This window comes from Massilia sp. GCM10023247 (assembly GCF_042653325.1).
Lineage (GTDB): Bacteria > Pseudomonadota > Gammaproteobacteria > Burkholderiales > Burkholderiaceae_D > Telluria.
In genome coordinates this window covers 158,691-170,587 of record NZ_JBHSIB010000013.1, presented here as the reverse complement: position 1 = coordinate 170,587, position 11,897 = coordinate 158,691, and the positions used below count along the sequence as shown (strand labels likewise).

Genomic DNA, 11,897 nt, shown 5'->3' with positions numbered 1-11,897 from the left:
GCTGGCGCCGGCGCTGCGGCGGGCTTGGCCTTGGCGGCGCGCGGCTTGCGGGCAGGCGCGGCAGCGGCGGGCTGGGCCGCTACGGCCGGTGCCGACTCAGGAGCGGCCTCGGCCGCCGCCTTGGTGCGGCGCTTGGGCTTGGCGGCCGGAGCGGCATCGCCAGCGGCGCCGGCGGCATCGGCTGCGGCGGCAGGGGCGGCCGCCTTGGTGCGGCGCTTCGGCTTGGCCGCGTCGTCCTTGCCCGGCGCGGCGGGAGTGGTCTCGGTGGTGTCAGTTGGATTCATCATTCGTTTCGTTGTTGTGCTGACCGGGTACCGAGCCAGAGGCCGGTTGCGGGTCAAGAATCGGAACTTCAACGGGTGAAGTAACTTGGTCGTCGTCGGCGGGCGCACTGGCATCCGCCTTGTCAAAATTCTGTTGCAGCGCCGCTTCCAGCGCTTCGAGGCTGCGCCCGTCCTGGGCGTCGGCAATGTTTTCCAGGGGCGGCAGCTGGCTCAGGGAAGCCAGGCCGAGGTCGTCGAGGAACTGCCTGGTCGTGCCCAGCAGGGCCGGCCGGCCGACCACTTCGCGGTGACCGATGACATCGATCCAGCCGCGGTCCTCGAGCATCTTGATGGTCTGCGAGTTCACCGCGACGCCGCGGATCTCCTCGATGTCGCCGCGGGTCACCGGCTGCCGGTAAGCAATGATGGCCAGCGTCTCGAGCGTGGCGCGCGAATACTTCGGCGGCTTTTCGGGCGTGATGCGGTCCAGGTAGGGCTTCATCTCGGGCCGGCTCTGGAAACGCCAGCCCGAGGCCAGGCTGACGATTTCGATGCCGCGGTCTTTCCAGTCGTGGCGCAACTCTTCGAGCAGCAGCTTGATCGTGTCGGAACCGACTCCGGCGCCGAGTTGCTTTCCGCTCGCGTCGACATCGGCGAACAGCTTTTTCATGCCGTGGATCGACATCGGCTCGCGCGCACACAGCAAGGCGGTCTCGAGGACTCGCTTGGCCTCATCAGTCTTCATTCTCGATGTCGTCGGGCTTGCGCTCAGAAAGTTCAAACAAAAATAGTTCAACGCGCCGCCGTGACGCCCTTCTCCAGCCATTCGGCACGAACCGAAGACCGTCGCGGATGGGTGCGGTCCCTCTTGAGGGGCGCGCTTGCGGCTCGCAGGTGCTGCTTGTTGAAACAGGAATCCGTGGCCCGCGCCTGGACGCGACGGGCGGAATACGATGGCGGGACAGGACCCGGCCACAGGGCGGCCTGCGTGTCAGGCGGGCTGCCGATTGGTGATTTTCAAGCGAAATTCAAGCGAAAATTCAGCGAAACGCGGGGCTCGGCATGCGGTTTCGAGGCGTGGCTCGTGGACGCACCATGACGGCAATCGACATCGTTTCTTCCAACTGCGAGCCATTGTACCCGATAAAACACAGGAACGGCCATTTCGCAAGGGGGTATGCGGCCGCCTTTCGGGATCAAGCCTACATTTTCTCCGACAAAATGGCCGACACGCCAAGGAATGCCGGGTAGTCGGCCGTGATCACATAGGTCGGCACGGCAGCCAGGTAGGACGCGAACCTGCCCTTCTGTTCGAAGCGGCGGCGGAAGGGCGAGCTGGCGAAACGTTCGCCCAGGCGCGGGACGATGCCGCCGCCGATATACACCCCGCCCTGGGCACCAAGCGTGACCGCCAGGTTGCCGGCCACGGTGCCGAGCATGCCGCAGAACACGTCGAGCACCTGGTTCGACAAGGGGCACTCGCCGGACAGGGCGCGGCGCGAAATCTCCGGCGCGGACAGGTTGGCCGCCGGCTGCCCGAGCACGTCGGACAGCGCGCGATGGATCAGCTCGACGCCAGAGCCGGACAGGAAGCGCTCGGCCGACACGTGCTCGAATTCGCGCCAGGCATATTGCAGGATCGCGAGCTCGAGCTCGTTGGCCGGGGAAAACGTGACGTGGCCGCCTTCGCTCGACAGCGCGGCCCAGCTGGTGCCGAAGGGGACCAGGGCGGATACGCCGAGGCCGGTCCCGGCGCCGAGCAGGCCCAGCGGCGCGCCGGCACGCGGCGTGCCGCCGCCGACCTGGGCCTTGTCGCCATCCTGCAGATGCGGCAGCGCGCGCGCCAGCGCGTAGAAATCGTTGACCACCAACAGCGTCTCGAAACCGAGCTCGAGACGCAGCGCCTCGATCGAAAACTGCCAGTGGTGGTTGGTCATGCGGATCTGGTCGCCGTCGACCGGATTGGCGATCGCCACGGCCGCATGCCTGACCTGCCCCGCCGCCGCGACCGCCGGCATGGCCAGGTAGGCTTTCACCGCGTCGGCCAGCGCCGGATAGGCGGCGCAGCCGAGCACCTGTACCTGCTCGAAACGCCCCGGCGCCAGTTCCAGTGCGAAGCGGGCGTTGGTGCCGCCGATGTCGGCCAGCAGGCGCGGCGCGTCGAATTGACCGGCGCAGGAAGCGGTGAGTACAGGCAAAGAAGCAGTCATTGCGGGACATGTGGCATGGGATGTCCAAGCTTACTGGATTTCTTTGCGGACTTACAAGGATATTTTGTAGTTTAGGTACAAGACGTGAGAGTAAATACGACGTTCCTGTTGCGCGCACAGGTAGTCCGACTACGTTATGGCTGATCAGAGGTCAAATATGGCGCGCAAAAGCGGGTAACTTGCAGGCACACCAGAGAATGAAACGCAGCGTCAGGCCGCCCGCTGCGGCTCCTGCGCATGATGGGCCCGCCACGCATCGAGCCCGCCCCGCAGTGGCCGCGCCCGGTGGAACCCGTTGGCAAGGAAGGCCTTGGCTACCTGCGCCGCCGTCACGTCGTTCGGACACGAGCAATAGACGACGATGTGGCGGTCCTTGTCGAGACCGGCCATCAGCTGCCCCGGCTCGCAATCGCTGTAGCGCAGCGCGCCGGGAATCGCCTCCTCGAGCGCCTGCGCCGTCACGCTGCGCGCGTCGATGATGAGCGGCTCCTGCCCGCCATCGATCAGCGAGCGCAGTTCGGCCACGCCGATGCGCGGCATCGCCAGCGAAGCCCGCTGGCGGCGGCGCTCGACATACTTATAGAGGACAAACATGCCGAGCACGATGCCCAGCACAACCAGGGCCGTGCTGCCGAGCGACTCCAGGGTGCCGAGCACGCGGTCCACGCTGTCGTGGAACAACGCGCCGACGGCCAGGCCGGTGCCGCCCCAGATCAGCGCCCCGGTGGCGGCAAAGCCGAGGAAGGCGCCCGGCGGCGTGCCCAGGGCGCCCGACATCGGCGCGGCGATGGTATTGAAACCGGGGATGAATTTCGATACCAGCAGCGACTTCGGGCCATAGCGGCGGAAGCGGTCTTCGGTCTGGTTGACGCAGGAATCGGGCGACAGGGAAATACGGCACAGCAGGCGCAGCACCCGCTTGCCGTAGTAGCGGCCGGCGCGGAACCAGAAGATGTCGCACACCAGGCAGGCCAGCAGCACCGCGAGCAGGCAGGTCTGCCAACTGGCGCCGCCCTCGATCGCCATCGCGCCGGCCACCACGATGACGGGAAAAGCGGGAATCGGCAGGCCGAACTGTTCCAGCAGCACCATGCCGAACACGAGCAGGGCGCCGTGGTTCTGGATCAGGAGTGAGAGCTGGGACATCCCACCATGGTAGCGGAACTTCGCCGCGTGCGTAGGGTGGAGCGGGCGGCGCACCGCTCCTGACTCCACCGGTTTGCTAGGCCCCGCGCGGAATCGCCGCCAGCAGGCTGCGCGTGTACGGATGCTGCGGGTTGCTATACAACGCGTCGGAATCGGCCATCTCGACCACGCTGCCGTGGTGCATCACCATCACCCGGTCGGCGATGTGGCGCACCACCGACAAGTCGTGCGAAATGAAGATATAGCTCATCTTGTATTCGTCTTGCAGGTCCTGCAGCAGGTTGAGCACCTGGGCCTGGACCGACACGTCGAGCGCCGAGACCGACTCGTCGCAGACGAGGATCTCGGGCTTCATCGTCAGGCAGCGCGCGATCGCGATGCGCTGGCGCTGGCCGCCGGAAAACTCGTGCGGATAACGCCCGAAGGCGGCCGCAGGCAGCCCCACCCGCTCGAGCAGGCCATGCACTATTTTGGTGCGCTCGCGGTCGTCCGCGCCGATGCGGTGGATGCGCATCGGTTCCAGCAAGATCTGGCCGACAGTAAAACGCGGATTGAGCGAGGCATACGGGTTCTGGAAGATGATCTGGATGCGCCGTTTATATGGCGCGTATTCGCGCTCGGGCATGGCCAGCAGGTCGCGGCCTTCGAACAGGACGCTGCCGCCGGTGGCGCGGTGCAGCCGCAGCAGGGTCAGGCCGACCGTGGTCTTGCCCGATCCCGATTCCCCGACCACGCCCAGCGTCTTGCCGCGCGGGAGCGTGAACGAGACATCCTTGACGGCGCGGAACTCGCGCTTGCCGAACAAGCCCTCGCGCAGCCAGAAGCTTTTTTGCAGGTTATTTACGACCAGCACGTTCTCGTCGTCCGGCGCATAGCCGCGCGCGCGCTGCGGCAGCCGGCCCGGCGGCTCGCCCTGCCCGTTCAGGAAATCGTCGATGACCGGCAGACGCATCGGGCGCGCATCGAGCTTGGGCCGGCAGTGCAGCAGGGCCTGGGTGTAGCGGTCGCGCGGGGCGCCGAACACCTGGGCCGCGCTGCCCTCCTCGCGCACTTCGCCATGGCGCATCACGATCACGCGGTCGGCAATCTCGGCGACCAGCCCCAGGTCGTGGGTAATGAAGAGCACCGACATGCGGTGCTTCTTCTGCAGCGCCGCGATCAGCTCCATGATCTGTTTCTGGATCGTGACGTCGAGCGCGGTGGTCGGCTCGTCGGCGATGAGCAGCTTCGGTTCGCAGGCAATGGCCATGGCGATCATGACGCGCTGCTGCTGCCCGCCCGACATCTGGCTCGGATAGGCGTCGATCTTCGCGGCCGGATCGGGGATGCCGACCTCTTCCAGCAAGGCCAGGGTGCGGGCGCGCGCGGCCCGCTTGCTCATCCGCATGTGCAGGCGCAGCACTTCGCCGATCTGGAAGCCGACGGTGAACACCGGGTTCAGCGAGGACATCGGCTCCTGGAAGATCATCGCGATGTCCTTGCCGCACAGGCGGCGGCGCTCCGCCAGCGGCAGCTGCAACAGCTCGCGGCCCTCGAACAGCACGCTCGATCCCGGGTCGACGAGCGTCGTGTCCGGCGGCAGCAGGCCCATCACCGCCAGCGAGCTGACCGACTTGCCGCTGCCCGACTCGCCCACGAGGGCCACGGTGGCGTTCTTCGGCAGGTCGAACGAGATGCCCTTGATCGCCTCGACCGTGTTCTTCTTGTCGACACGGAAGGCGATGCGAAGGTCGCGTACTTGCAGCAGCATGTTCGGGTCTGGCGTCATCGCGGTCTCACTTCAGTTTCGGATCGAGCGCATCGCGCAGCGCGTCGGTAAACAGCGAGAATGCCGTCACCAGCAGCGCCATCGCGCCGGCCGCGGCCGCCAGCTGCCACCACTTGCCCAGGATCAGTTCGTTCTGCGCCTCGTTCAGCATGCTGCCCCAGGACACCGTTCCGACCGGCACGCCGAAGCCGAGGAAGGACAGGATCACCTCGGCCTTGATGAAGCCGACCACCAGGATCGACAGCTGCACCAGCGCCACGTGCGAAACGTTCGGGAAGATATGCGAGAACATCTTGCGCCAGCTCGAGGCGCCGATGGCGTCGGCCGCCATCACGTATTCGCGGGCCTTGTGCTTGATGTATTCGGCGCGGATCAGGCGGTACGGTCCGGTCCAGCCCGTCAGGCCGAGGATCAGCACGATGGTCATGACACCCTTTTGCTGGAGCACGGCGGCCACGGTCAGGATCATCAGGATAGCCGGGATCGACGTAAAAATGCTGTAGAACCAGTTGAACAGGTCGTCGACCACGCCGCCGAAGAAACCGGAAATGGCGCCGAACAGGGTGCCGAGGGCAACGGCGAGAAACGCCGCCACCAGCCCGACCACGATCGAGGTCTCGCCGCCCTTGATGGTTTTCTTGAGGATGTCGTGGCCCCATTTATCGGCGCCGAACGGCAGGGTCAATGCCTTCTCGCGCGGCGGGTGGGCCGCGCGCAGCTCGGCCTTCAGGGCGTCGAGTTCGGCGGCGAGCGGATCGAAGGCGTTCGGCGGCGCCGGGCGCTGCGGCTGCGCCAGGGCCGCCGCCACCGGGTCGGCGCCGACGAAGGTCGGCGGCGCGTAGTTGACCGCCACCTCCTCTTCCCAGTCCGCCGCCAGCAGGCCCGTGCTTGAAGCCACCAGCATCAGCAGGAACAGCCCGACCACGGCGAGCGCGGCCATTGCGATCCGGTCGGCGCGCAGGCGGCGCCAGGCCAGCGTCCACAGGCCGGGGGAAACCATCTCGTTCATGTCGTGCATATCGCGCATCAGGCCGCCCTCACTTGAGTTGCACGCGCGGATCGACTGCGCGGTACAGCAGGTCGGCCAGCAGGTTGAAGACCATCGTGGCGGCGGCCACGTAGACGGTGATGGCTTTGATCACCGGAAAATCGCTGCGCTCGACGGCCAGGATCACTTCGCGCCCGATTCCGGGAATCCCGAAGAAGCGCTCGAGGAGAAAGGCGCCGATCAGGAGCGCCGGCAGGTTGGCCATCACGTGGGTGATGATCGGAATGGCCGCGTTCCTCAGCACATGGACCCAGACGATGCGGCGCTCGTTCAATCCCTTGGCGCGCGCGGTGCGCACGTAGTCCTGCCCGACCTCGTCGAGCACGAAGCTGCGGTACAGGCGCAGGGTCGGCGCGATCGACACCGCCAGGCCGATGATGATCGGCAGCAGCGCATAGTGCAGCAGGTTTTCGCCGAGGCTATTACCCCATCCCTGGACCGGGAACAGGCCGAGCTTGTACGCGAAAAAATACTGGAACACGATGATGTAGACCAGGATCGAAATCGACATGCCGACGGTGCAGGCAACCATCACGGCGCGGTCGGTCAGCGAACCGCGCACGAAGGCGATGGCGAGGGCCAGCGCAATGCCGAATACGGTTTCAAGCAAAGTGAGCGGCACCAGGACGGTGAGCGAAGGCCCGAGCCGGCTGGCGATGATGTGCGACACCGGTTCGCCCGTACTCCAGGCGTTGCCGAAGTCGAAGCTCGCGATCTGCTTCAGGAAGATCCACAGCTGCACGTAATAAGGCTGGTCGATGCCGAGCTGGGCGCGGATGTTGGCGATCGCCGCCTCGTCGGCCATCTTGCCCGCCAGCAGATAAGACGGGTCGCCGCCTACCCAGTTAAAGAGCAGGAAGACGAGCACGATCACGCCTGCCATGGTCGGCAGCATTTGCCACAGCCGCCGAAAAATATAAGCCAGCATCAAGCTATCCAGTGCCGCGGCAGGGCCCTGCCCGTCCGCTCGGCCGTATCGAAAAGGCGTAACGATAACGCAAATCGCGGGCCGTGGACCATGCTGATCGCTGCCGGGATGCAGACTTCCATTCCAGGCTGTAACACGCACATAACCTTTTGTGCATAATTTTTATTAGCGCGAACGCAATAGTTGTATTTTGGCCAGATCAGCCTCTTTCCGATTGACAACCCGTAAGTACAGATGTTTGTATTGACGCCTGTCAATTGGCGTCGTTTTCCTGTTACCTGAAACGGCAATGTTATCGAAACAGCTGCGCTTGCCGCGAGGCTGCGCAGAGCTTACTGGGAAGATCATGATGATGGTTGAAACAGTTTTATCTCGTTCGGTTCGTTTGATTTTTGCGGGCGGCATGGCCGTCGCGATGGGCTCGGCCTATGCCCAGGAAACCCAGGCCCAGGATACGCCTGCGACGGCTGCCACCGCGCCGGAAGGCATGCAGCGCGTCGAAGTGACGGGTTCGCGCATTCCGAGCCCGAATCTGGAAAGCACCAGCCCGATTTCGGTGGTGACCGCCAAGGAAATCCGGATGGACGGCGTGCGCTCGGTCGAAAACCTGCTCAACAACCTGCCGCAGGTCTTCGCCGACCAGGGCGGGACGATTTCGAACGGCTCGACCGGTACCGCGACGGTCAACCTGCGCAACTTCGGCGCCGACCGTACCTTGGTGCTGGTCAACGGACGGCGCCTGCCGGCCGGCAGCCCGCGCAATACCGCAGCCGACCTGAACCAGATCCCGGCGCCGCTGATCAAGCGCGTCGAAGTGCTGACCGGCGGTGCCGGCGCCATCTATGGTTCGGACGCGGTGGCCGGCGTCGTGAACTTCATCATGAACGACTCGTTCCAGGGCGTTCAAATAGAAGCCAACCACAGCTTCTACAATCACCAGCAGAATGACGGTCCGGCCGCCCAGGCCGCCAAGCGTCGCAATTACCCGGTACCGGACGACAAGAGCGCCGACGGCAAGATCAAGGACGCCAGCCTGCTGATGGGCGGTAACTTTGCCGATGGCAAGGGTAATGCCGTGGTGTTCTTCGGATGGAAGAAGGAAGACGCCTTGCTGCAATCCGAGCGCGACTATTCGTCCTGCTCGCTTGACGGCTTCAGCTCCGGCAACACCTTCAATTGCGGCGGCTCCGGCACCAGCTTCCCGGGACGGTTCTTCACCGCTTCCGGCCAGAAGACGGTCGCCGACGCGAACGGTAACGTTCGTCCCTATGTCGCGGCGACTGACCAGTACAACTTCGGCCCGCTGAACTACTACCAGCGTCCTTCGGAGCGCTACACCTTCAGCTCCTTCACCCGCTACGACATCAATGAGAATGCGCGCCTCTACGCCGAGGGCAGCTTCCACGACGACCGCACCGTCGCCCAGATCGCGCCGTCCGGCCTGTTCGGCCTGGATGCTTCCGGCCCGAATGCGATCCGCTTCGAAAATCCGTTCCTGTCGCCGGCATGGCGCAGTGCCCTTGGCCTGAATGCTCCCGGCGATACCGCCGACGCAATCATCTTCCGCCGTAACGTCGAAGGCGGCGGACGCCAGGATGACCAGCGCCACACCTCCTATCGTGGCGTGATCGGTGTCAAGGGTGACATCGGCAACTGGAACTACGACGTCTTCGCCCAGATGGGCAAGGTGCTGTATTCCGAAACCTATTTCAACGATTTCTCGATCGCCCGCAGTGCACGCGCCATCGACGTCATTGCCGACGCCAACGGCAATCCGGTGTGCCGCAGCGTGGTCAACGGCACCGATCCGAACTGCGTCCCATACAACATCTGGTCGCTCGGCAAGGTTACGCCGGAAGCGCTGGCTTATTTGCAGACGCCTGGTTTCCAGAAAGGCAGCACCTCGCAAAGCGTGCAGGGCATCACCTTGTCGACCGACCTCGGCGAGTACGGCATCAAGCTGCCGACCTCGGCCCAGGGTATCGGTTTCGCCGTCGGCGCCGAGCACCGCACTGAAAAGCTGGAACTCGATACCGACACCGCCTATCAGACCGGTGACCTGGCCGGCCAGGGCGGTCCGACCCAGGGCGTCTCAGGCAGGTTCAGTGTGCGCGACTTCTACGCTGAAACGCGCATCCCGGTGTTCGAGAAGCAGCCGTTTGCCGACCTGCTCAGCCTGAACGCCAGCTACCGCCGCTCGGACTACTCGACCGGCAGCAAGACCGACTCCTATGGCGTTGGCATCGAGTGGGCGCCGATTTCGATGGCCAAGCTGCGCTTCAGCTACCAGCGCGCGGTACGCGCCCCGAACGTGGTCGAACTGTTCACCCCGCAAGGCATCGGTTTGTTCGGCATGTCGAGCGACCCATGCGCGGGTCCGACGCCGGAGGCCTCGGCCGCTGCCTGTGCGCTGACCGGCGTCACCGCGGCCCAGTACGGCAACATCGAGGACAGCCCGGCGCAGCAGTACAACGCCCTGTTCGGCGGCAACAGCCAGCTGGCGCCGGAATCGTCGGACTCCTATACGCTGGGCCTGGTGCTGACCCCGATGCGCAACCTGAGCGTCACGATCGACGCCTTCGACATGAAAGTCGAGGACGTGATCGGCGGTTTGCCGGCCTCGACCACCCTGTCGCAGTGCCTGGAGACCGGCGACCCGACCTTCTGCTCCCTGATCACGCGTGACCGCCTGGGCACCCTGTGGGCGCTGCCGACCGCGCAAGTCGTCGCGACCAACCAGAACCTGGGCATGCGCTCGACCAAGGGCATCGACCTGGCCGCCAACTACGGCGCCAAGTTCGGCGCCTGGGGCGGCGTGGACTTCAGCTTCACCGGCACCTGGCTGAAAGAGTTCAAGGCAGAAGACTTCCCCGGTTCAGGCGTGTACGACTGCGCTGGCCTGCACGGCACCACCTGCGGCACGCCATTGCCGGAATGGCGCCACAAACTGCGTGCCACCTGGGCCACCCCATGGCGCGGCGTGGAACTGGCCGTGACCTGGCGTCACATCGACTCGGTCAAGCTCGACGCAACCAGCAGCAACCCGCTGCTGGCCACCGAGTTCGAACCGGCCGACGAAACCCTGGCAACGCGTAACTACCTTGACCTGGCCGGCAACTGGCAGATCAACAAGATGTTCGCCCTGCGCGCCGGCGTCAACAACGTGCTGGACAAGGACCCGCCGATCACCGGCGTGGTGGCCGCTGTCTTCGGCAACGGCAACACCTACCCGCAGGTCTACGATGCGTTCGGCCGTCGCGTGTTCCTGAACCTCACCGCCAGCTTCTGATCCGGCTGGTGCAAGGTAAAACGGCGGGCCATGCGGCCCGCCGTTTTTTATGGCTGATCGCGTTCCGGGCCGCCCGCGAACCGGACGGCACCGGGCAACCGGACTTACTCCTGGCGCAGCCGGCGCTGGCGCACGGCCTGCGCCAATCCTTCGAGCACGCCGACGCTGGTCTCCCAGTCGATACAGCCGTCGGTGACCGACTGGCCGTAAGTCAGCTCGGTGCCCGGCACCAGGTCCTGGCGCCCGCCCACCAGGTGCGATTCGACCATCACCCCGACGATGCGCTCGTCGCCGGCGGCGACCTGGGCGGCAATGTCGGCGCACACCGGCACCTGGTTTTCGGGTTTCTTCGAGCTGTTCGCGTGCGAGGCGTCGATCATCAGGCGCTGGGCCAGGCCCATCGCGGCCATCTTCTGGCAGGCCTCGTCGACGCTGGCGGCGTCGTAGTTCGGCGCCTTGCCGCCGCGCAGGATGATGTGGCAATCCTCATTGCCGGCGGTCGAGACGATCGCCGAATGGCCGCCCTTCGTCACCGACAGGAAGTGGTGCGGCTGGGACGCCGCCTTGATCGCCTCGGCGGCGATCCGGATGTTGCCGTCGGTGCCGTTCTTGAAGCCGACCGGGCACGACAGGCCCGAGGCCAGTTCGCGGTGCACCTGCGACTCGGTGGTGCGGGCGCCGATGGCGCCCCAGCTGACCAGGTCGGCGATGTACTGCGGGCTGATCACGTCGAGGAATTCGGTGCCGGCCGGCAGGCCCATTTCGTTCACGTCACGCAGCAGTTCGCGCGCCATGCGCAGGCCATCGTTGATGCGGAAGCTGTTGTCCATGTAGGGATCGTTGATCATCCCCTTCCAGCCCACCGTCGTGCGCGGCTTTTCGAAATACACCCGCATCACGATCTCGAGGTCGCCGGCAAAGCGGCGGCGCTGCTCGACCAGGCGCCGCGCGTACTCGAGCGCGGCCTTCGGATCGTGGATCGAGCACGGGCCGATCACCACCATCAGGCGGTCGTCCTGGCCGTGCAGGATGCGGTGCAGCGCCACCCGTGCCGCGCTGGCGGTTTCCTCGGCCGCCGGGGTGACCGGAAACTCGCGGATCAAGTGCGAGGGCGGCGTCAATTCCTTCATTTCGCGAATGCGTAGATCGTCGGTGCGGGGCATGCGGTACTCCGTTTGTCTGGAAATGAAAAAACCGCCATCGCTGGCGGTTTCGGTATCTCGGTCTGGTTGCTCGTTGCGCGCT

9 protein-coding genes are annotated in these 11,897 nt (G+C 65.3%); 1 reads left to right on the top strand and 8 read right to left on the bottom strand.

Going from position 1 to position 11,897, the window contains the following annotated elements; all coding sequences use genetic code 11:
* From ACFPAH_RS14225 to ACFPAH_RS14195, 7 genes are all read right to left on the bottom strand, one after another.
* Positions 1 to 287 (bottom strand): hypothetical protein (locus tag ACFPAH_RS14225; RefSeq protein WP_379746525.1); only part of this gene is annotated, 287 nt, incomplete at its 3' end.
* Complete coding sequence (scpB, locus tag ACFPAH_RS14220) at positions 271 to 1,008, bottom strand: SMC-Scp complex subunit ScpB (RefSeq protein WP_379746522.1); 738 nt, start codon at positions 1,006 to 1,008, stop codon at positions 271 to 273. The genes scpB and ACFPAH_RS14225, both read right to left, overlap by 17 nt.
* A 457-nt stretch (positions 1,009 to 1,465) precedes the next feature.
* Positions 1,466 to 2,473, bottom strand: a complete 1,008-nt coding sequence (locus ACFPAH_RS14215; protein ID WP_379746519.1) for a glucokinase — start codon at positions 2,471 to 2,473, stop codon at positions 1,466 to 1,468.
* A gap of 210 nt (positions 2,474 to 2,683) precedes the next feature.
* Positions 2,684 to 3,619, bottom strand: coding sequence for a DedA family protein/thiosulfate sulfurtransferase GlpE (locus ACFPAH_RS14210; RefSeq protein WP_379746517.1), 936 nt, complete (start codon positions 3,617 to 3,619; stop codon positions 2,684 to 2,686).
* 76 nt (positions 3,620 to 3,695) lie between these two features.
* Positions 3,696 to 5,387, bottom strand: a complete 1,692-nt coding sequence (locus tag ACFPAH_RS14205) for an ABC transporter ATP-binding protein (protein WP_379746514.1) — start codon at positions 5,385 to 5,387, stop codon at positions 3,696 to 3,698.
* A 7-nt stretch (positions 5,388 to 5,394) separates the two neighbouring features.
* Entirely contained in the window at positions 5,395 to 6,414 is a 1,020-nt protein-coding gene (locus ACFPAH_RS14200) for an ABC transporter permease (RefSeq protein ID WP_379746511.1), read from the bottom strand.
* A 10-nt stretch (positions 6,415 to 6,424) separates the two neighbouring features.
* Positions 6,425 to 7,363, bottom strand: a complete 939-nt coding sequence (locus ACFPAH_RS14195; protein ID WP_379746508.1) for an ABC transporter permease — start codon at positions 7,361 to 7,363, stop codon at positions 6,425 to 6,427.
* A gap of 403 nt (positions 7,364 to 7,766) precedes the next feature.
* Between ACFPAH_RS14195 and ACFPAH_RS14190 the strand changes: the two genes are divergently transcribed.
* Complete coding sequence (locus ACFPAH_RS14190) at positions 7,767 to 10,652, top strand: TonB-dependent receptor domain-containing protein (RefSeq protein ID WP_379746505.1); 2,886 nt, start codon at positions 7,767 to 7,769, stop codon at positions 10,650 to 10,652.
* Between the two features lie 104 nt (positions 10,653 to 10,756).
* Here the strand turns inward: ACFPAH_RS14190 and aroG are convergent, their stop codons facing one another.
* Positions 10,757 to 11,815: a 3-deoxy-7-phosphoheptulonate synthase AroG gene (aroG, locus tag ACFPAH_RS14185; protein ID WP_379746502.1), complete on the bottom strand. Its 1,059-nt coding sequence runs from the start codon at positions 11,813 to 11,815 to the stop codon at positions 10,757 to 10,759.
* Positions 11,816 to 11,897: the final 82 nt, after the last annotated feature.

Coding starts and splice junctions, on each gene's coding strand:
- scpB (WP_379746522.1), bottom strand. CDS start 1,008: ATGAAGACTGATGAGGCCAAGCGAGTCCTCGAGACCGCCTTGCTGTGT.
- aroG (WP_379746502.1), bottom strand. CDS start 11,815: ATGCCCCGCACCGACGATCTACGCATTCGCGAAATGAAGGAATTGACG.
- ACFPAH_RS14190 (WP_379746505.1), top strand. CDS start 7,767: ATGGCCGTCGCGATGGGCTCGGCCTATGCCCAGGAAACCCAGGCCCAG.
- ACFPAH_RS14195 (WP_379746508.1), bottom strand. CDS start 7,363: ATGCTGGCTTATATTTTTCGGCGGCTGTGGCAAATGCTGCCGACCATG.
- ACFPAH_RS14200 (WP_379746511.1), bottom strand. CDS start 6,414: ATGCGCGATATGCACGACATGAACGAGATGGTTTCCCCCGGCCTGTGG.
- ACFPAH_RS14215 (WP_379746519.1), bottom strand. CDS start 2,473: ATGACTGCTTCTTTGCCTGTACTCACCGCTTCCTGCGCCGGTCAATTC.
- ACFPAH_RS14210 (WP_379746517.1), bottom strand. CDS start 3,619: ATGTCCCAGCTCTCACTCCTGATCCAGAACCACGGCGCCCTGCTCGTG.
- ACFPAH_RS14205 (WP_379746514.1), bottom strand. CDS start 5,387: ATGACGCCAGACCCGAACATGCTGCTGCAAGTACGCGACCTTCGCATC.